The organism is Klebsiella sp. TF21-TM, from assembly GCF_019753495.1.
Classification (GTDB): domain Bacteria; phylum Pseudomonadota; class Gammaproteobacteria; order Enterobacterales; family Enterobacteriaceae; genus Klebsiella; species Klebsiella quasipneumoniae.
Genome location: NZ_JAIJYL010000029.1, coordinates 1 through 19,161 on the forward strand (window position 1 = coordinate 1; position 19,161 = coordinate 19,161).

Annotated in this window: 17 protein-coding genes; 4 read left to right on the forward strand and 13 right to left on the reverse strand. The window is 58.7% G+C overall.

The annotated features are described in order from the left end of the window. Positions 1 to 120: 120 nt before the first annotated feature. The 3 genes from gntT to gntX form a co-directional block, all read right to left on the reverse strand. Complete coding sequence (gene gntT / locus K5R89_RS22030) at positions 121 to 1,437, reverse strand: gluconate transporter (protein WP_008806999.1); 1,317 nt, start codon at positions 1,435 to 1,437, stop codon at positions 121 to 123. A gap of 336 nt (positions 1,438 to 1,773) precedes the next feature. Further along, complete coding sequence (gene nfuA / locus K5R89_RS22035; RefSeq protein WP_004202143.1) at positions 1,774 to 2,349, reverse strand: Fe-S biogenesis protein NfuA; 576 nt, start codon at positions 2,347 to 2,349, stop codon at positions 1,774 to 1,776. A 58-nt stretch (positions 2,350 to 2,407) separates the two neighbouring features. After that, the gene (gene gntX / locus K5R89_RS22040) at positions 2,408 to 3,082 is read right to left on the reverse strand and encodes a DNA utilization protein GntX (protein ID WP_050533994.1); all 675 of its coding nucleotides are present in this window, start codon (positions 3,080 to 3,082) and stop codon (positions 2,408 to 2,410) included. A gap of 39 nt (positions 3,083 to 3,121) precedes the next feature. On the opposite strand from gntX, the gene bioH reads away from it, so the two are divergent. Both bioH and K5R89_RS22050 read left to right on the forward strand, forming a co-directional pair. Beyond that, positions 3,122 to 3,895: a pimeloyl-ACP methyl ester esterase BioH gene (gene bioH / locus K5R89_RS22045; RefSeq protein WP_087826918.1), complete on the forward strand. Its 774-nt coding sequence runs from the start codon at positions 3,122 to 3,124 to the stop codon at positions 3,893 to 3,895. A gap of 120 nt (positions 3,896 to 4,015) precedes the next feature. Continuing rightward, positions 4,016 to 4,285 carry a YdgH/BhsA/McbA-like domain containing protein gene (locus K5R89_RS22050; RefSeq protein ID WP_004202149.1) on the forward strand — a complete coding sequence of 90 codons (270 nt, stop codon included), beginning with the start codon at positions 4,016 to 4,018 and terminating at the stop codon, positions 4,283 to 4,285. Between the two features lie 86 nt (positions 4,286 to 4,371). Here K5R89_RS22050 and feoC read toward each other — a convergent pair whose 3' ends face one another. The 5 genes from feoC to greB form a co-directional block, all read right to left on the reverse strand. Beyond that, entirely contained in the window at positions 4,372 to 4,611 is a 240-nt protein-coding gene (gene feoC, locus K5R89_RS22055) for a [Fe-S]-dependent transcriptional repressor FeoC (protein WP_004202151.1), read from the reverse strand. 9 nt (positions 4,612 to 4,620) lie between these two features. Next, positions 4,621 to 6,939, reverse strand: a complete 2,319-nt coding sequence (gene feoB, locus K5R89_RS22060; protein ID WP_086075522.1) for a Fe(2+) transporter permease subunit FeoB — start codon at positions 6,937 to 6,939, stop codon at positions 4,621 to 4,623. A gap of 28 nt (positions 6,940 to 6,967) precedes the next feature. Continuing rightward, entirely contained in the window at positions 6,968 to 7,195 is a 228-nt protein-coding gene (gene feoA, locus K5R89_RS22065) for a ferrous iron transporter A (protein ID WP_002920506.1), read from the reverse strand. A 418-nt stretch (positions 7,196 to 7,613) separates the two neighbouring features. Next, complete coding sequence (locus K5R89_RS22070; RefSeq protein WP_048335460.1) at positions 7,614 to 9,944, reverse strand: Tex family protein; 2,331 nt, start codon at positions 9,942 to 9,944, stop codon at positions 7,614 to 7,616. 100 nt (positions 9,945 to 10,044) lie between these two features. Then, entirely contained in the window at positions 10,045 to 10,518 is a 474-nt protein-coding gene (greB, locus tag K5R89_RS22075) for a transcription elongation factor GreB (protein WP_002920503.1), read from the reverse strand. Between the two features lie 227 nt (positions 10,519 to 10,745). Between greB and ompR the strand changes: the two genes are divergently transcribed. Then, positions 10,746 to 11,465: a two-component system response regulator OmpR gene (gene ompR, locus K5R89_RS22080; RefSeq protein WP_001157751.1), complete on the forward strand. Its 720-nt coding sequence runs from the start codon at positions 10,746 to 10,748 to the stop codon at positions 11,463 to 11,465. Then, positions 11,462 to 12,817, forward strand: a complete 1,356-nt coding sequence (gene envZ / locus K5R89_RS22085) for a two-component system sensor histidine kinase EnvZ (protein ID WP_023291203.1) — start codon at positions 11,462 to 11,464, stop codon at positions 12,815 to 12,817. The genes ompR and envZ overlap by 4 nt, the downstream gene beginning before the upstream one ends. A gap of 77 nt (positions 12,818 to 12,894) precedes the next feature. On the opposite strand, the gene pckA is transcribed toward envZ, so the two are convergent. The 5 genes from pckA to K5R89_RS22110 form a co-directional block, all read right to left on the reverse strand. After that, positions 12,895 to 14,517, reverse strand: a complete 1,623-nt coding sequence (gene pckA, locus K5R89_RS22090; RefSeq protein ID WP_023291202.1) for a phosphoenolpyruvate carboxykinase (ATP) — start codon at positions 14,515 to 14,517, stop codon at positions 12,895 to 12,897. Between the two features lie 359 nt (positions 14,518 to 14,876). Next, entirely contained in the window at positions 14,877 to 15,761 is an 885-nt protein-coding gene (gene hslO, locus K5R89_RS22095; protein WP_017899960.1) for an Hsp33 family molecular chaperone HslO, read from the reverse strand. A gap of 18 nt (positions 15,762 to 15,779) precedes the next feature. Continuing rightward, positions 15,780 to 16,181 carry a ribosome-associated heat shock protein Hsp15 gene (gene hslR / locus K5R89_RS22100; protein ID WP_023291201.1) on the reverse strand — a complete coding sequence of 134 codons (402 nt, stop codon included), beginning with the start codon at positions 16,179 to 16,181 and terminating at the stop codon, positions 15,780 to 15,782. Next, complete coding sequence (gene yrfG, locus K5R89_RS22105) at positions 16,178 to 16,861, reverse strand: GMP/IMP nucleotidase (protein WP_087826919.1); 684 nt, start codon at positions 16,859 to 16,861, stop codon at positions 16,178 to 16,180. The genes hslR and yrfG overlap by 4 nt, the downstream gene beginning before the upstream one ends. 60 nt (positions 16,862 to 16,921) lie before the next feature. Further along, the gene (locus K5R89_RS22110; RefSeq protein ID WP_087826920.1) at positions 16,922 to 19,051 is read right to left on the reverse strand and encodes an intracellular growth attenuator family protein; all 2,130 of its coding nucleotides are present in this window, start codon (positions 19,049 to 19,051) and stop codon (positions 16,922 to 16,924) included. Between the last annotated feature and the right edge of the window lie 110 nt (positions 19,052 to 19,161).

Sequence of the window (19,161 nt, forward strand, 5' to 3'; positions counted from 1 at the left end):
GCCCCGGCACGATACACTACCTACCGGTAAGTTCAGTCATACAATTGAGTGGCATGAGCAGTAAAAATGCCGGGACGGCTGGTGTTTAAGCAGAGACCTTTTTCTATGGCGGGAGTAACCTTACACCACCATCCCCAGCAGCAGACAGCCTACCAGGCCGCAGACCGAGATAATGGTTTCCAGCACCGACCAGGACCTGATGGTCTCGCCGATGGTCAGGTTAAAGTACTCTTTGAACAGCCAGAAGCCCGGATCGTTCACGTGGGAGAAGATAACGCTGCCGGAGCCGACCGCGATAACCATTAGCTCCGGGCTGACGCCGGTGGTGGCGATCAGCGGCGCGGCGATCCCGCCCGCGGTGATGGCGGCTACGGTCGCCGAACCCAGCGCGATACGCAGCACCGCGGCGATAGACCAGGCCATAAACAGCGGAGACATATTCGATTCGTGCATGATAGAAGCGATATATTTATCCATGCCGCTATCCACCAGCACCTGTTTGAAGGCGCCGCCGCCGCCGATGATCAACAGCATCATGGCGATGATTTTAATCGAAGAGGTCAGGGTATCGTTGATCTGCTCCATGGAGCGGCCGCGGTTCAAACCGAAGGTGAACAGCGCGATCAGTACCGCAATCAGGGTGGCCATGACCGGGTCGCCGAAGAACTCGGCAATCGGCAGGAAGGCGTGGCCCTTCGGCAGGATCATCTCGGCAACGGCGCGCATCGCCATCAGGATCACCGGAACCAGCGAGGTCCAGACGCTGACGCCAAAGCCAGGCATCTCTTCTTCAGTGAACACTTTCGGGTTATGCAGGCCTTCCGGGATCGGCTTATCAATGCCTTTCAGGAAACGGGCGAAAACCGGGCCGGCGAGAATAACCGTCGGGATAGCCAGAATGGTGCCGTAGAGCAGCGTTTTACCCATATCGGCGTGGAAGATGGTGGCGATCGCGGTCGGACCCGGGTGCGGCGGCAGGAAGCCATGGGTGACGGAGAGCGCGGCGGCCATCGGTACGCCGACGTACAGCAGCGGAATACGGGCCGAGGCGGCGATGGTAAACACCAGCGGCAGCATCAGCACGAAGCCCACCTCATAGAACAGGGCGAAACCGACGGTGAAGCCGGTCAGGACCACGGCCCATTGAATATGCTTCTTACCGAATTTATTGATAAGCGTGGTGGCGATACGCTGAGCGCCGCCGCAGTCTGCCAGCAGCTTACCGAGCATAGCGCCGAAGCCCATGATCAGCGCGAGGCTGCCAAGGGTACCGCCGACGCCGTTCTTGATGGAGACGATCACTTTATCCAGCGGCATACCCTGCATTAATCCGACGGCGAGCGCCACCAGAACCAGCGCAATGAAGCCGTTCATTTTGAAACGGATCATTAACAGCAATAACAGGGCAACCCCGATAGCAACGATGATTAATGGCATGATTTACCTGGCCTTAATTTGTTATGGGTAACGTCAAAGTTTCAACCTTTACAACATTCGCTCCGTCAGGGAGCAAAATAGTCTGGCACCGTAAACGCTTGCATTATCCTTACCCAGAGAAAGGATAGCTGGCTATTTTTTTGCCGGTGGCGCCTGAAGGGGATGATACGGGTAACATGTGAGGGTTGAGAATCACCTGGCGGGGGAAAATGTTAAATATGAGACTTAAGTCATACTCTTTCCCCGGTTTTTGCCGGTCGTTTAGCGGGAGATGTTGCGCGGTAACACAGAAAGGAGAAAGGAGAGCCGGCGACAGGCTGCCGCCGGAGGGAAGGCTTAGTAGTAGGAGTGCTCGCCGCGCTGGTGCTCGGTCAGATCGCGAACCCCTTTCAGCTCCGGAAACTCGTTCAGCAGCTGTTTTTCAATACCTTCTTTCAGGGTCACGTCGACCATCGAGCAGCCGTTGCATCCGCCGCCGAACTGCAGGATAGCCAGACCGTCGTCGGTGATCTCCATCAGCGACACGCGGCCGCCGTGCCCGGCCAGCTGCGGGTTAATCTGCGACTGCAGCAGGTACTCGACGCGCTCCATCAGCGGGGCATCGTCAGCGACTTTGCGCATTTTGGCGTTCGGCGCTTTCAGGGTCAGCTGCGAGCCAAGCTGGTCGGTGACGAAATCAATTTCAGCGTCTTCCAGATAGGGCGCGCTGAGCTCATCGACATAGGCGGTCAGCTGTTCAAATTTCAGCGCCGTGTCGGTGTCTTCCACCGCATCCGGTGGGCAGTAGGATACGCCGCACTCAGCGTTTGGGGTGCCGGGATTAATCACAAATACGCGAATTTGCGTCCCTTCTTCCTGATTTGCCAGCAGTTTGGCAAAGTGCGCTTGTGCAGCATCGGAAATACGGATCATAGCGTTGGCCTAATAGTTGACTATTTTACTGGGTTATAATACGCCCATCAGCGGGGGTCTACAAGGTACGGCATACACACCATACCTGAACCGTCGCGGCGCCGTTTCGCAAAAGCAGGCGGGATATCTCGGCGACGGTGCTGCCGGTCGTGACGACATCATCCACCAGAGCGATATGGAGTCCCTGCACGGCAAATTCAAGCTGAAAGGCATTTTTCAGGTTCTGCCTGCGCAGGCGGGCATTAAGCGAATGCTGCACGGCGCCCGCTCGCTGGCGCGTCAGGCCGTCGCGACGCCAGACGCACCCACGCCAGCGGGCTAACGGTCGGCACAGCTCATCGCACTGATTATAACCCCGGCGCCAGCGGCGGCGATGCCCCAGCGGCACGCCGACCAGCGCGTCTACCGGCGGCAAATCGTCACGCTGTTTAAGGCGCAGCAGCAGCAGGCGCGCCAGGGCGGGGCCCAGTTCCGGACGATGGTGAAACTTCAGCTGCCGCACCAGATCGCTCAGCGGCGGACGATAGTCATTGACCGCCACCATCCGATGCCAGGGAGGCGGCTTTTGCAGGCAGCGGCCGCAGGGATGCCGGGACATTGCCGACGGCAGGCCGCATTGCGGGCAGAGCGGGGGGCAGGCGAGCAGGGCGCGGCTGCAGCGAGAGCAGATCCCCCAGCGGGCGACCACCAGCGGCATTTGGCATAGCCAGCATAAGCTGTGTGCTGTTAGCATATTTGGCCTTCTGTCCAGTAAAAAAGAGAACGGTAACGGATGAACGACATCTGGTGGCAAACAATCGGCGAAGGTGATTGTCATCTTGTGCTGCTGCACGGTTGGGGGCTGAACGCTCAGGTCTGGGATTGCATCACGCCGCAGCTGGCTTCGCATTTTATCCTTCACCTGGTGGACCTGCCGGGCTATGGCCGTAGCGGCGGGTTTGGGGCGATGTCGCTGGAGGCGATGGCGCAGCGGGTGCTGGAGCAGGCTCCGCCTCAGGCGGTGTGGCTGGGCTGGAGCCTGGGCGGGCTGGTGGCCAGCCAGATAGCGATAAGGTGCCCGCAACGGGTGCAGGCGCTGGTAACGGTCGCCTCTTCCCCCTGTTTCGCGGCCCATGAGGACTGGCCGGGCATCAAGCCGGAGGTGCTGGCCGGGTTTCAGCAGCAGCTGAGCGAGGATTTCCAGCGTACCGTCGAGCGGTTCCTCGCCCTGCAAACCATGGGAACGGAGAGCGCCCGTCAGGATGCGCGGGCGTTAAAGCAGACGGTGCTCTCGCTGCCGATGCCTTCCGCTGAGGCGCTGAACGGCGGTCTGGAGATCCTCAGAACCGTCGATCTGCGTCAGGCGCTGGTCGGACTGCCGATGCCGTTTCTGCGGCTGTACGGTCGGCTGGACGGGCTGGTGCCGCGCAAGATTGTCCCGCTGCTGGATAAGCTATGGCCGGATAGTGAGTCCATTCTCTTTGACAAGGCAGCGCATGCGCCGTTTGTTTCCCATCCTGCGGCCTTCTGCGAGCCGCTGCTGGCGTTGAAAAAACGGCTGGGGTAATTTTTTTTGCCGCGCCATGGTAAAAGGGCCATTCACAGCAATACTTAGGTTGTTACGGTGGTTGATTATTTCATTCCGCCACCGTGACCTAAAATAACAACCTAATGGAGAGTAGAGGCTATGAAACTTGTTACAGGAATGGTTGCATCTCTGGTGATTGGCTGTCTGTCTTTTGGCGCATTCGCAGCGAAAGAGATCCAAAAAGAGGACGTGGCGAAGATGAATCTGACCAAGGTCGGCAGCATCACGACCTCAAGGACGACCTCGCCGATGGACGCCCGACGCGATCTGTCGAAAAAAGCCGATGAGCTGGGTGGAAAATACTTTGTGGTGATTGCCGGGCAGAAAAACGAAAAAACCGTTCACGCTAACGCTGACGTGTATAAATAATCCAGTCATAAAAACGGGCCTGCTGGCCCGTTTTTCCCTGCCGTCGCACTCGTTTTATCCCGTGGCGCTGGCAGGCCTTACTCCCTTCATCGCAGCGCCCACCACTCCTGCTGGCACGCCGCTTTCCCTTCAGGACAGCTTTTACAGCTGCCGGAGAGACAGCCCTCGCTGGTTTCGCTGATCCGTACCACCTTACCCATGGCTTCCATGCGTTCGAGCATGGCGTCAATCAGCGGCTGAGGCGTCCGCAGGCGGGCGCTGAGCTGTTTCGCCTCCATGCGGCCCTGCAGGGCCAGCATATCGCGGACTTCCATTAACGACGCCACAGATCCTCCTTAGTGGCAATCGCCAGCCGGGCTGGAACAGCAGGAGGCCGGCGTTTTCCGGGTGGCCAGCAGCGAGACGTCAACCCGGCTGCGCGCCCGACGCAGCAGACCGAAGAGCACCACGTTGAACAATATCACCGCCAGGATACACACCAGGCTGTAGCGCGGATGGTCGCTAAAGCTGACGGTCTGGTAGTAGAGCGTCGAGAGCGAATAGGCGATATTCAGTCCCCACAGAATGGAGAAGGTCATCCAGCCGCGGCTCGATTCGCGGGCGATGGCCCCCATCACCGAGATGCAGGGGATATAGAGAAGGACGAAGATCAGATAGCTGTAAGCCGCCGCGGCGCTGCCAAATTTACTGCCCATCACGCCCATCGCGCCGGTGGCCATTTCGCCATCGCCTTTGCTGGCTTCGATGGGGTTGGCCAGGACGCTGAGGCTGAAGGTGTCTTTCAGTCCCTGCCATGTTTCGTCGACGGCGGCCAGCAGTTCCTCGCCGAGGCTGTAGGTCTGCGGATTGAACTCCTCGTTCTGGATATCTTCGGCGGTATAGAGGGTGTTCAGCGTACCGACCACCACCTCCTTCGCCATTGCGCCGGTAAACAGACCCACGGTGGCCTGCCAGTTATCTTCATGCACGCCGATCGGCTTAAACAGCGGAGTGATGACCCGGCTCACCGAGGCCAGCGCGGAGTCGTTGATGTTGTCGACGACCTTACCGCTCAGCGAGAAGCTGTTCAGCGCGCTGAGGAAGATGCTGACAATGACGATCACCTTCCCGGCGCGCAGCACAAAGCCTTTCAGGCGCTGCCAGGTCTGGATAATCAGGCTCTTAATATGCGGGACGTGGTACACCGGCAGCTCCATCACGAACGGCGAGGCTTCGCCGCGCATAATGGTGTGCTTCAGCATCAGGCCGGTGAGAATGGCCATCACAATGCCCAGCACGTAGAGCGAGAAGACCGCCAGCGCGCCGTTCTGACCAAAGAAGGCGGCCGCGAAGACGGCGAAGATCGCCAGCCGCGCGCCGCAGGACATAAACGGCGCCATCATAATGGTCATCAGACGTTCGCGCGGGGCGTCGAGGGTGCGGGCGCCCATCACCGACGGCACGTTGCAGCCGAAACCGACAATCAACGGGACAAAGGATTTCCCCGGCAGGCCGAGAGCTTGCATCAGGCGGTCCATGACAAAGGCGGCGCGCGCCATGTAGCCGGAGTCCTCGAGGAAGGAGAGGAACAGATACATCATGCCGATCTGCGGCACCAGCGGCAGTACGGTGTTGATACCGCCGCCGATCCCCTGGGCGAGGAAGACGGTCAGCCAGTCCGGGAAGTGCAGGGTGTAACCCAGCCATTGAATACCGTGAATAAAGACCGCGACCGAGCCGGCGTCGAAAATCGGCTGCAGCGCGCCGCCGATGTTGATGGCCAGCAGGAACATCAGGTACATAACAAAGAGAAAAATCGGCAACCCGAGGAAGCGGTTGAGGATCACTTTGTCCATCGCCGCGGTGAAGCGGCTTGGCTCGGCGGTCAGGGTGTTACTGACGGCGTCGCAAATGGCGGCGATGGTCTGATAGCGCGCGTCAGCGATATGCAGAGCCGGGTCGTCGATCTCGTCGCTGAGATTCGCCAGGGCGATATCCAGTTTATCGGCGGCGTCGCCGGCATAGGCCCGGCTGTAGATGTCGCCCTCCAGCATCTGCAGACCGAGCCAGCGCCGCTGCCGGGCCGGGATCTGCGCTGACATCTGCTGCGCCAGCAGGTCGGCTTCGCGCAGCAGCGGCTGTGGATAGTGGACCAGCTCGATATCGCTGTTCGCCTGATGACGGTCGAGGGCAATCTTCAGCGCTTCGATCCCGCGTCCGCGGGTCGAAACCAGCGGAATGACCGGGCAGCCGAGGCGTGCGGCGAGGGCATCGATATCGATACGCACCTGCTGCTTTTCGGCAATATCCAGCATGTTCAGCGCCACGACGCAGGGGATCCCCAGCTCGAGCAGCTGCAGCGTCAAATAGAGGTTTCGCTCGAGGTTGGAGGCGTCGACCACGTTAATCAGCATGTCGGCGTCGCCGCTGAGGATGTAGTGGCAGGCGATCTGCTCGTCCAGCGAGGTTTGCGAAGAGATGGTGGTCAGAGAGTAGGTTCCCGGGAGGTCGACCAGCGTGACCTGGTGGTCAGTGGTGGCGAACACGCCCTCTTTACGCTCAACGGTGACCCCGGCCCAGTTGCCCACGCGCTGGCGGGCGCCGGTCAGCTGATTAAACAGGGTAGTCTTGCCGGAATTAGGATTACCAATTAAACCAACGGTTAATTTTTTCATATTTCAAACTCTTGTGCCGGGTCAGCCGTTATTGTGCAACCGCTTCCAGTTCGATTAAGGCGAGATCTTTTTTGCGTAATACCAGACTGACGCGTCGGGTTTCAATATGAACAGGATCGCCGAGCGGCGCCACGCGCACCACATGAAAAGAGGATCCGGGCAGCATGCCGAGGGAGAGCAATTTCTGACGGTATGCTGGGCTAATATCGCGGGAAAATCCGGTAATTTTCCACGCACTATCAGGTGTGAATTGCATAGGGCCTACTTGTCTATCGCTAACCGAAGAAGAATTTTCCGGACGCCTGGAGGCAGTTGCGCCGGGGACCGTAGCCAACGAAAAAGAAAAAACATTCTGCAAGCGATGATAATGAGAATGGTTTTTATCATCAATACATATGATGCGCTTTATGCCATTTTTAAAGTGAAATTCACCTTTTTATTGATATGCCGCAAAGTCCGCCTGTGATCGAAAATATGCGAAATATTATTTCGTCGCTCTAATGTTTAATTAAGGTTTCTTAAGTTAACGAAATGAAAATATTAATTTCGCTATCTACCCGGCGCGGAATAAATGCAGGTTATCAGAAATAACTGAGAGCCATTTGCGCGAAAAAGCGGCTATAGGTCGGTGACAATGAAAAGGAAAACTGCCCCTGAAAAGGGGCAGGGAGGGATTAGCGTTTTTTACCCATCGCCGCGGCGAGGGCATCCATCATCGCGCTGTTGCCGGCAGGCTGCGCGTCGCGACCGCGGGGTTTGGCGGCTTTCGCGGCCGGGCGATTGCCCTGCGGGCGATCCTGACCGCCGCCGCGGCGGGCGTTGCTGTCGCCCGGCTGCTCGTCGAGACGCATGGTCAGGGCGATACGCTTACGCGGCAGATCGACTTCCATGACCTTGACCTTCACGATGTCGCCCGCTTTCACCACCGTATGCGGGTCTTCAACGAACTTGTTCGAAAGGGAAGAGATATGCACCAGGCCGTCCTGGTGAACGCCGATATCAACAAACGCGCCGAAGTTGGTGACGTTGGTCACCGCGCCTTCGAGGATCATCCCCGGCAGCAGGTCGTTCATAGTCTCCACGCCGTCGGCGAACTGAGCGGTTTTGAACTCAGGACGCGGGTCGCGGCCCGGTTTTTCCAGCTCTTTGATAATGTCGGAAACCGTCGGCACGCCAAATTTATCATCGGTGAAATCGACGGCTTTCAGGTTCCGTAGCTCGCTGCTGTTGCCCATCAGATCTTTCAGCGCCTGCTGAGTCGCCGCCAGAATGCGCTCGACCACCGGATAGGCTTCCGGGTGAACGGTGGAGGCGTCCAGCGGGTTGTCGCCGTGGTTGATACGCAGGAAGCCGGCGCACTGTTCAAAGGCTTTCGGCCCCAGACGGCTGACCTTCAGCAGCTGCTGACGGTTCTGGAACTGGCCGTTCTCGTCGCGCCAGGCGACGATGTTCTGCGCCATCATGCGGGTCAGGCCGGCAACGCGGGTCAGCAGCGGCACGGAGGCGGTGTTCAGGTCAACGCCGACGGCGTTCACGCAGTCTTCCACCACCGCGTCCAGCTTACGCGCCAGCTGGGTCTGGCTGACATCATGCTGATACTGACCGACGCCGATGGATTTCGGGTCGATTTTCACCAGCTCGGCCAGAGGATCCTGCAGACGGCGGGCGATGGAGACCGCGCCGCGCAGCGACACGTCGAGGTCCGGGAACTCCTGCGCCGCCAGCTCGGAGGCGGAGTAAACGGAAGCCCCGGCTTCGCTGACGATCACCTTCTGGGCGGTGACCTTCGGGAACTGCTTCTGCACGTCGAGGAAGAAACGCTCGGTTTCACGCGAGGCGGTACCGTTGCCGATGGCCACCAGCTCAACGTTGTATTTCTCACACAGCGCGGCGACGGCGACGGCCGCTTTGGCGGCCTGGCCGGTGTGGGGGTAAATGGTGTCCGTCGCCACCAGTTTGCCGGTACCGTCAACTACGGCCACTTTCACCCCGGTGCGCAGGCCCGGGTCAAGGCCCATGGTGGCGCGCAGCCCGGCGGGCGCGGCCATCAGCAGGTCGTGCAGGTTGCGGGCGAAGACGTTAATGGCTTCGTCTTCGGCGCGCTCGCGCACGGTGCCCATCAGCTCGGTTTCGAGGTGCATCAGGACTTTGATCCGCCAGGTCCAGCTGACGACGCCTTTACGCCAGCTGTCCGCCGGGGCGTTGTTCAGGCGCAGGCCCAGGTGGTCGATAATAATCTGCTCGCCGTGGCTCTCTTTCGGCGGCTCGTCAAACTGCGGGTCGGCGTTTAAAGAGAGCTGCAGGACGCCTTCATTGCGGCCGCGGAACATCGCCAGCGCACGATGCGACGGCACGGCGGCGATCGGTTCGTGGTGATCGAAGTAGTCGCGGAATTTGGCGCCTTCCTCTTCTTTGCCGCTGACGACGGTGGAGACCAGGTGGGCGTTTTTCCACAGATAGTCACGGACCTTCGCCAGCAGCGCGGCGTCTTCGGCAAAACGCTCCATCAGAATATAGCGCGCGCCATCCAGCGCCGCTTTGCTGTCGGCCACGCCTTTATCGGCGTCAATATATTTTGCGGCTTCCGTTTCCGGATCGTGGGACGGTTCGTTCCACAGCAGGTCAGCCAGCGGCTCCAGCCCGGCTTCGATGGCGATCTGTCCGCGGGTACGGCGCTTCGGCTTGTACGGCAGGTAGAGGTCTTCCAGTTCGGTTTTGCTGAGCGTGGTATTGATGGCTTTTTCCAGCGCGTCGGTCAGTTTGCCCTGTTCAGCGATGGATTTGAGGATCGCCTGACGACGGTCTTCGAGTTCGCGCAGGTAGCCGAGGCGGGTTTCCAGATTACGCAGCTGCGTGTCATCCAGACCGCCGGTGACTTCTTTACGATATCGTGCAATAAACGGCACGGTGTTCCCTTCATCAAGCAGGCGAACGGCAGCTTCTACCTGTTCGGCTCTGGCCTGAAGTTCACCCGCAATAATGCGGCAGAGCGAATCATTCATCATGGCTTTTAATTCATCTTTAGGGTCAAAAAACAGGGACTAGTTATACGGACTGGCGGCTGAAAATGCCAGCCGCGCCCGGCGTCTCTCGGAAAGTTCTTGTCTATTTTACGTATTCGATCTCGTTGACATACCAGCTGGCTTCCCCCGCCGGCGTGTTAACGATGGCCAGATCGCCGACCTCTTTTTTTAACAGCGCGCGCGCCATCGGCGAGTCGATGGAGATATAGTCTTTGCGGCCAAAAATTTCATCGTAACCGACGATGCGAAAGCGCTTGATATCGCCTTCATCGTTTTCAATTTCTACCCAGGCGCCGAAGAAGACTTTGCCCTCCTGCTGCGGGGAGTAATCGACGATCTTTAACTGTTCCAGACATTTGGTCAGATAGCGGACCCGGCGATCGATCTCGCGCAGGCGCTTTTTGTTGTACTGGTAATCCGCGTTCTCGCTGCGGTCGCCAAGGCTGGCGGCCCAGGTCACCTTTTTGGTCACTTCCGGGCGCTCCTGGCGCCACAGGTAGTCCATCTCCTGCTTCAGTTTTTCATATCCCTCGCGGGTGATCAGCGGCGTTTTCATCGTGAGTTCAACCTTCTGACAGTCTGTCGTTGCGCACAATTTGTAGCGCGCAATAATACCGACAGGATAAATACTGTGTCTTATGATTAAATGTATACTTAACCTGCTGTTAAATATGCTTTGTAACAATTTAGCCTGGAATGTATACCAGATTTAGCTGGTGAGCGCGCCGGGCTTTTTTGAGAATACGCACTGACTATTGCAGTGAACCTTTGGGAGTACAAACAATGCAAGAGAATTATAAGATTCTGGTTGTGGATGACGACATGCGCCTGCGTGCGCTGCTCGAACGTTATCTGACCGAGCAGGGCTTCCAGGTTCGTAGCGTGGCGAACGCCGAACAGATGGATCGTCTGTTAACCCGCGAATCCTTCCACCTGATGGTGCTGGATCTGATGCTGCCCGGGGAAGATGGTCTCTCGATTTGCCGCCGTCTGCGCAGCCAGAGCAACCCGATGCCGATCATTATGGTGACGGCGAAAGGCGAAGAGGTCGATCGGATCGTGGGCCTGGAGATTGGGGCTGACGACTATATTCCGAAGCCGTTCAACCCGCGCGAACTGCTGGCCCGCATCCGCGCGGTGCTTCGCCGTCAGGCGAACGAGCTGCCGGGCGCGCCGTCGCAGGAAGAGGCGGTTATCGCCTTTGGTAAATTCAAACTGAACCTGGGCACCCGCGAAATGTTCCGTGAAGACGAGCCGATGCCGTTGACCAGCGGCGAGTTCGCGGTCCTGAAGGCGCTGGTGAGCCATCCTCGTGAGCCGCTGTCGCGCGATAAGTTAATGAACCTCGCTCGCGGCCGCGAATACTCGGCGATGGAGCGTTCCATCGACGTACAGATCTCCCGCCTGCGCCGCATGGTGGAAGAGGACCCGGCGCATCCGCGCTATATCCAGACCGTCTGGGGTCTGGGCTACGTCTTCGTCCCGGACGGTTCTAAGGCATGAAACGCGTGCGCTTTTCGCCGCGCAGCTCCTTTGCTCGCACGCTGCTCCTGATCGTCACCTTGCTGTTCGTCAGCCTGGTGACGACCTATCTGGTGGTACTGAATTTCGCGATCCTGCCGAGCCTCCAGCAGTTTAATAAAGTATTGGCCTACGAAGTGCGTATGCTGATGACCGATAAGCTGCAGCTGGAGGATGGCACCCAACTGGTGGTGCCCCCGGCGTTTCGTCGTGAAATTTATCGCGAGCTGGGGATTTCGCTCTATTCCAATGAAGCGGCGGAAGACGCAGGCCTGCGCTGGGCGCAGCATTATGAATTCTTGAGCCAGCAGATGGCTCATCAGCTTGGCGGCCCCACTGAGGTGCGGGTGGAGGTCAATAAAAGCTCCCCCGTGGTGTGGCTGAAGACCTGGCTGTCGCCCAATATCTGGGTGCGGGTGCCGCTGACCGAGATCCATCAGGGCGACTTCTCGCCGCTGTTCCGCTATACCCTGGCGATCATGCTGCTGGCGATAGGCGGCGCCTGGCTGTTTATCCGAATTCAGAACCGCCCGCTGGTGGATCTGGAGCATGCGGCGCTGCAGGTTGGGCGCGGCATTATCCCGCCGCCGCTGCGCGAGTACGGCGCCTCTGAGGTGCGATCGGTGACCCGCGCCTTCAACCACATGGCCGCGGGCGTGAAGCAGCTGGCCGACGACCGTACGCTGCTGATGGCCGGGGTCAGCCATGATTTACGTACTCCGCTGACCCGCATTCGTCTGGCCACTGAGATGATGGGCGAGCAGGACGGCTATCTCGCGGAGTCGATCAACAAAGATATCGAAGAGTGCAATGCCATCATCGAGCAGTTTATCGACTACCTGCGCACCGGGCAGGAGATGCCGCTGGAGCTGGCGGATCTGAATGCGGTGCTGGGGGAAGTGATCGCTGCGGAGAGCGGCTATGAGCGGGAGATCGCCACCGCCCTGCAGGCCGGCGAAATTCCGGTACGCATGCATCCTCTGTCTATCAAGCGCGCGCTGGCGAATATGGTGGTCAACGCGGCCCGCTATGGCAATGGCTGGATCAAGGTCAGCAGCGGCAGCGAAGCGAGCCGGGCGTGGTTCCAGGTTGAAGATGACGGACCGGGGATTAAACCTGAGCAGCGGGAGCACCTGTTTCAGCCGTTTGTGCGCGGCGACAGCGCCCGCAGCACCAGCGGAACCGGGCTGGGGTTGGCGATTGTTCAGCGTATTATCGACAATCACAACGGCCGGCTGGAGATTGGCTCCAGCGAACGCGGCGGGTTACTGATCCGCGCCTGGCTGCCGGTGCACCGGGTGCTGACGCCGATGAAACCGGCCAAAGAGAGCTGATCGCGCCCGCGGTTGGCTGGTCAAAACGTTGCGCAATAAAAAGCCGGGCAAGCCCGGCTTTTTCATCTCTGCGTCCGTTAGCGCTGCGGCCCTGCCGCCACCAGCGCGGCGCCCGCTGGCGTATCGGTATACTTCTCAAAGTTCTCAATAAACAGCTTCGCCAGCTGGTCGGCTTTTTCCTGCCACTGCTCCGGGGAACCATAGGTGCTGCGCGGATCGAGGATCTGGGTATCCACGCCTGGGAGCGCCGTCGGGATCTGCAGATTAAACATCGGCAAGGTAAAGGTCTCCGCGTTGTCCAGCGAGCCATTGAGGATGGCGTCGATGATGGCGCGGGTATCTTTAATCGAGATGCGCTTGCCGGTGCCGTTCCAGCCGGTATTGACCAGATAAGCCTGCGCGCCAGCCGCCTGCATACGTTTGACCAGCACTTCGGCGTACTGCGTCGGGTGCAGCGACAGGAAGGCGGCGCCGAAGCAGGCGGAGAAGGTTGGCGTGGGTTCGGTCACGCCGCGCTCGGTGCCGGCCAGTTTGGCGGTAAACCCGGACAGGAAATGGTACTGCGTCTGATCGGCGGTCAGGCGGGAGACCGGCGGCAGTACGCCGAACGCATCGGCCGTCAGGAAGATCACTTTGGTGGCGTGACCCGCTTTGGAGACCGGTTTGACGATATTATCGATATGGTCGATGGGGTAGGAGACCCGGGTGTTTTCGGTTTTTGAACCGTCATCGAAATCGATTGTGCCGTCGGCGCGCACCACCACGTTTTCCAGCAGGGCGTTGCGGCGGATGGCGTGATAGATATCCGGCTCGGCCGCTTCAGAGAGCTTGATGGTCTTGGCGTAGCAGCCCCCTTCGAAGTTAAACACCCCATCGTCATCCCAGCCATGTTCGTCATCGCCAATCAGGCGGCGTTTCGGATCGGTGGAAAGGGTGGTTTTGCCGGTGCCTGAGAGGCCGAAGAAAATGGCGACATCGCCTTTCTCGCCGACGTTGGCAGAACAGTGCATGGAGGCGATGCCCTTCAGCGGCAGCAGGTAGTTCATGATCGAGAACATCCCTTTCTTCATTTCGCCGCCGTACCAGGTGCCGCCGATCAGCTGAATGCGCTCGGTGAGGTTGAAAGCGATGAAGTTTTCCGAGTTCAGGCCCTGCTCTTTCCACTGCGGGTTGGTGCACTTCGCGCCGTTCATCACGATGAAGTCGGGCGCGAATTCCGCCAGCTCTTCGTCGCTCGGGCGAATGAACATGTTCTTCACGAAGTGCGCCTGCCAGGCCACTTCGGTAATGAAACGTACGCTGAGACGGGTATCGGCGTTAGCGCCGCAGAAGGCGTCGACGATAAACAGGCGTTTACCGGACAGCTGCTGTGTCACCAGCCCTTTCAGATGCTGCCAGGTTTCCTGCGAAAGCGGCTTGTTGTCGTTTTTACCCTTGCCTTTATCGGACCACCAGACGGTATCGCGGGTGGTGTCGTCGCGCACGAGGTACTTATCTTTCGGAGAACGACCGGTAAAAATGCCCGTGTCGACGGCGATAGCACCCAGACTGGTTAATACGCCACGTTCGTAGCCTTCCAGGTTGGGGTCGAGCTCTTCCTGAAACAACATGTCGTAGCTGGGGTTGTGGACGATATCCTGAACGTCATTGATACCATAAGCCTTGAGATCCTGCGGGGTTAAACCATGATTAACGCGCATGTCACTGCTCCTTAGCCAAGATGTACTGCTGTAAATTGTAGGGTTTATTACCGGGTATTGACCGCGACCAGGCTCATAGATTTACGTATCTCGACATTCCGCAGAATGACGAAAAAAACGGTGACTCCTGTCACGAAGTGAAGTGGATTATCTCAGGAAATGGCCGGATGGTGGGGTTAGATGTTTCTCAATGGTTAAAAAGTAATTAAAAAAACTGCTGAAATGTGAATGTAATCGCTTTCCTGGAATAAAATTACGTAACTCTTTCAGCGAGAATCGATTCAACTCGTGAATAAATAAAAGTCAGGCACCGGGCGACAAACCACATCGCCGCCCGGCGCCTGAAGAAGAAGTGAGGATTAATGGACCTGCGGGTCGGCCGGAGAGGCGTTGTTACGGATCTCGGCGATGTCCATGGCGTTGAAGATATAGTGGTTACCGCAGTAGTCGCAGTGCATATCAATCTCGCCTTCGTCGGCAAGGATGCTATCTATCTCTTCGTCCGGCAGCGTCTTCAGCGCGCCGGCGCAGCGTTCGCGGGAGCAGGTGCACTTGAACTCCACGCTTTGCGGATCGTAGACCGTGACTTCTTCTTCATGGTACAGACGCCACAGCACATCGTTCGCCGGCAGGGTGAACAGCTCTTCCGCCTTGATGGTCTCGGTGAGCGTCGCCAGGTGCTCAAAGTCGGCAGTCTGGGCATCCTGGGCCGGCATCACCTGCAGCAGCATCCCGCCCGCCATCGGCTGGCCTTCATGTTCGCCGGTGCGGATGATAAGGCGCGTCGGCAGCTGCTCTGAACGCTGGAAGTAATCTTCCAGGCAGGCGGCCAGCGTATCGCCTTCCAGACCGACCACGCCCTGATAGCGCTCACCCTCTTCCGGGGAGATGGTAATGACCAGATAACCGTTGCCGACCATCGCTTTCAGATCCGCATCGTCCGCAATCTCGCCCTGCACGCGCGCGACGCCGCGCAGCTGCTGCTGGTTATTGCCGTTGATCACCGCCAGCTGTAAAGGCCCATCGCCCTGCAGCTGCACGGTAATGTCGCCGGCAAACTTCAGGGTCGCAGTCAGCAGACTGGTGGCGACCAGCAGCTCCGCCAGCACCGTTTTCACCGGCTGGGGATAAGTGTGATTCGCCAGAATCTGTTCCAGGGTTTCCGACACCGTCACCAGCTCGCCGCGCACGGCATAGTTTTCAAACAGATAACGATGTAATTGATCGTGTTGAGTCATAATCATCTCTCTTTCTGGCGCGAGTTACTCACTCTCGCCGTGTTTAAATCTCATCAGGTCGCGGCGCTCTTTCTTGTCCGGACGTCTGTCAGGGTGCGGCATGGTCAGGGCGTTCATTTTGCGCGCCAGGGCCATTTTTTCACGCTTCTCGATACTCTCCGCCGTCTCTTCATACAGGGTGACGGCTTCGCTTGCCGGGCGGCGCTGCTCGGTGATACCGACGATGCGCACCGTCCGCTCGTCGTTGCCCTGACGCAGCGTCAGCATGGCGTCCAGTTCGACGATTTTCCCTGGTTTGCTCCGTTGTCCGTTGTAATGCACCTTGCCGCCTTCAATCATCTCCCGCGCCAGCGCGCGGGTCTTGTAAAAGCGGGCGGCCCAAAGCCATTTATCCAGTCTGACGGTTTCGGCAGGCTTCTCTTTCATCGCCTCTCCTTCGGGGTAAGCGAAGGGATCAGTCGTCGGTAATCATTCAGCCCCGGATGGCGCAGATACTGCTTTTCCGCCAGCCCGGAGTCGGGATTGGTAATGCCCAGGCAGTAGCGAATGCCAAACTCCCTCGCGGCATCCAGAATCGCCTCGCTGTCGTCGACAAACAGCGTTTTATGCGCCTCAAGGCGGGTTTCCTCCGCCACGGCGCGCCACAGACGCTGATCCTCTTTCGGATAACCAAATGTGTGGGTGGAAAGTAATAAATCAAGGTGCGCATCCAGGCCGGTGTGTTTGAGTTTCACCGCCAGATTGTGGGGATGGGCATTGGTTAACAGAATACGTCGCTTACCGCTGGCCTTGAGCGCATCAAGGAACGGCACGGTATCCTCACGCAGCGTGGCGCGCGGACCCTGTTCGCTGGTCATCGCACAAATATCCAAACCCAGGCGCTCGCTCCAGTAATCCAGACAGTACCAGTTTAGCGTATGCTGCACGGCATGATACTCCTGGTGCATGGCCTCTTTCGCCTGTTGCAGATTGAGGCCGCGGGCGGCCCCCCAGGTTTCCGGCACCAGCGTTTGCCAGAAATAGTTATCGAAAGCGAGATCCAGGAGCGTGCCGTCCATATCCAGCAGAACGGTATCGACCTCCTGCCAGGCGATATCAAAATGCATGATGACTCTCCAGCGAGCGGGAAATGGGCGACAGGGTATCACACCCTGCCGCCGGGGAAATTAATCTTGCGGGTCAGACGAGGGGAGCAGCACCGGGTTCAGGCAGCTTTCGTAATATTTCTGAATTTCTTCCATACGCTGGCGATGGCGTTGATAACGACGCAGCGCCTGCACGCCGTGGTGAGCCATGCATCCCACCATCGACAGCAGCAGAAGAGTGATGCCCAGATAGCGCCACAGGCCGCTGCGGTCGGGAATGCGGTGCAGGTTGATATGCTGGGTGCCGTTGGCGTCAGTAAACAGATTGGTGACGATCCCTTCGGCATGGAAGGGGGTATGCATCAGCATACCGGCCAGCCGCCGCAGTTCGCCCCATTGCTCATGCGCCGGGTAATCATACAGGCTTACCGCCGGCCACGGCTGATTGACCAGCACGCTGCCCTCGTCGCTGGCGATGAGGAAGCCGCCCGGGGCCGGGCTGTTGAGCGCCTGCGCCGCTCGCGAGGTTTCACGCATTACAAAGGGGGCGGTTGAGGTGGTCACCAGATTCTCCAGCGACTCGGCGCTGACTGGTCGCAGGAGCACGTTCACACCATCCAGTTTCCCGGCGGACGCGCGCTTGGTTAACGTCTCCCAGTTACGGGTATTGCCGAGATTAACCAGCGCGTTCTTCAGGCGCAGGCAATCATCGGCAGCCGAACAGAGATCGTTGGTTTTCTGAACGATATCGCCGAAATCATCCAGCAGCACCATGCCTGATTTTTGAATGGCGGAGCGCAGCGCCGGGCTGACGCGGGAGTCGTCGTCGGTTTCCGGGTGCAGCTGACGCTGGACGGACTCCATCAGGGCGGTCGCTTTGCTGACAATGTCAGACTCCGGCAGCGGCAGAGGAGGGGCATCGTTCCACACAATCTGCGAACAATCGAAAGGCAGGAACGGCGAATCCTCTTTGGCCGTCCAACTGCCCGGCGTGCGGATGTTGCACATCCCGGTACCGGTCAGGCGCAGCGTATCGCCAATACGCACATGGGCCTTTTCCAGCTGGCTGACGGTCGTGGCTTCAATCGTCTGCGCCCCCTTCAGCCACGACAGGGTGAACTTAAACGGCATATTCAGCGGTACGCTGGCCCATAGCATGATCACCACCACAAGAGCGCCGGCGGCGATAATCGCGCTGCGCAGCCAGTACTGCAGCGGGAAATTTTTCACTTCATCATGAAGCGACAAGTAGCGTCCCTGACGGGCCACATGGCGGTTGAGATAGATATCAATATCGGTCTGCTGTCCGAGGTCCTGGGCGATCCAGGGCTGCCAGTGGCGCGGATAGATGAGATCGATAATGCCCAGCGAGATATTATTGATATGTTCCTGATCGTTTTCGCCGAACAGCCCCCAGCGCTTCGGGACGCCGCGCAGGCAGTGGATTTCGCGCAGCGCGGCGCGGCGCGGCGGGGCATAGATCCCCCACAGGCCGGCGGCGAGCAGCAGCAAACCGGCGGCTACCAGCCACGGGGTAAAGACGGCTGGCCCAATCAGGCTGAAATAAAAGAACAGGAAAGAGGCGACGATCAGGATCGCTTCCCGCAGACCGTCCGGGCGATTCAGGGCGTGCTCTTCCGGGCTTTCCCGCCGGATCTGCCGCAGCTCTACCTGTTCGCTCTCTTCGCCGCGAATCGAGGCCTGGGTGGCCGAGGCGCGTTCCAGAGCGTAGCTTTGCGCTTCCTGACGATAGTCGCTCAGGGTATGACCGTTAAGGGTGATAACCAGCGGCAGGCTGTCGGTGGGGATCAGCTCAACGCTGTTTTCATCGTTGATATGCTGTTCCCAGAACGGCGGCAGATGTACCTCCACCGAATCGAGAAAATAGCGCCATTTATTCGGCGCGTCGGTGGTGATCCCGTAGCGGGTGATGGCTCGCGTCAACCCATAGACGGTATCGCTCTGTTCGTTTAGCGCCAGAGCGACGGGCGCGCTGGTGGCGCCGGACGCGGGCACCTGCTGGGCGCGGCTCAGTTCGGCAAGATACTTTTCGATGGCCTGGCGCTCATCGGCAGGGAGCGGCCGAGTGGTGGCATCGCTAAAGGCGTGCAGTAGGGGGAGCCGGCGGCGTCTGGCGTGCGTGCGATACCACCATCCAATGAGCAATACGCAGATTAGCAGAGCTGTAAGGAATATCAGAAAGGTGCCCATGCCCATCCCATCATAGTTATATTTTTCTTACGAAATCGTCGGTGAACGTGAAGACTAACGTCAAGCTGCAGTGTTAGCGGCGCACCTGCTTGCAGGGTAGTGAATATGTC

Bases quoted from the DNA above. Each gene is read 5' to 3' on its own strand.
- gntT (WP_008806999.1), bottom strand. From the start codon at position 1,437: ATGCCATTAATCATCGTTGCTATCGGGGTTGCCCTGTTATTGCTGTTA.
- nfuA (WP_004202143.1), bottom strand. From the start codon at position 2,349: ATGATCCGTATTTCCGATGCTGCACAAGCGCACTTTGCCAAACTGCTG.
- gntX (WP_050533994.1), bottom strand. From the start codon at position 3,082: ATGCTAACAGCACACAGCTTATGCTGGCTATGCCAAATGCCGCTGGTG.
- bioH (WP_087826918.1), top strand. From the start codon at position 3,122: ATGAACGACATCTGGTGGCAAACAATCGGCGAAGGTGATTGTCATCTT.
- K5R89_RS22050 (WP_004202149.1), top strand. From the start codon at position 4,016: ATGAAACTTGTTACAGGAATGGTTGCATCTCTGGTGATTGGCTGTCTG.
- feoB (WP_086075522.1), bottom strand. From the start codon at position 6,939: ATGAAAAAATTAACCGTTGGTTTAATTGGTAATCCTAATTCCGGCAAG.
- feoA (WP_002920506.1), bottom strand. From the start codon at position 7,195: ATGCAATTCACACCTGATAGTGCGTGGAAAATTACCGGATTTTCCCGC.
- K5R89_RS22070 (WP_048335460.1), bottom strand. From the start codon at position 9,944: ATGATGAATGATTCGCTCTGCCGCATTATTGCGGGTGAACTTCAGGCC.
- greB (WP_002920503.1), bottom strand. From the start codon at position 10,518: ATGAAAACGCCGCTGATCACCCGCGAGGGATATGAAAAACTGAAGCAG.
- ompR (WP_001157751.1), top strand. From the start codon at position 10,746: ATGCAAGAGAATTATAAGATTCTGGTTGTGGATGACGACATGCGCCTG.
- envZ (WP_023291203.1), top strand. From the start codon at position 11,462: ATGAAACGCGTGCGCTTTTCGCCGCGCAGCTCCTTTGCTCGCACGCTG.
- pckA (WP_023291202.1), bottom strand. From the start codon at position 14,517: ATGCGCGTTAATCATGGTTTAACCCCGCAGGATCTCAAGGCTTATGGT.
- hslO (WP_017899960.1), bottom strand. From the start codon at position 15,761: ATGATTATGACTCAACACGATCAATTACATCGTTATCTGTTTGAAAAC.
- hslR (WP_023291201.1), bottom strand. From the start codon at position 16,181: ATGAAAGAGAAGCCTGCCGAAACCGTCAGACTGGATAAATGGCTTTGG.
- yrfG (WP_087826919.1), bottom strand. From the start codon at position 16,861: ATGCATTTTGATATCGCCTGGCAGGAGGTCGATACCGTTCTGCTGGAT.
- K5R89_RS22110 (WP_087826920.1), bottom strand. From the start codon at position 19,051: ATGGGCACCTTTCTGATATTCCTTACAGCTCTGCTAATCTGCGTATTG.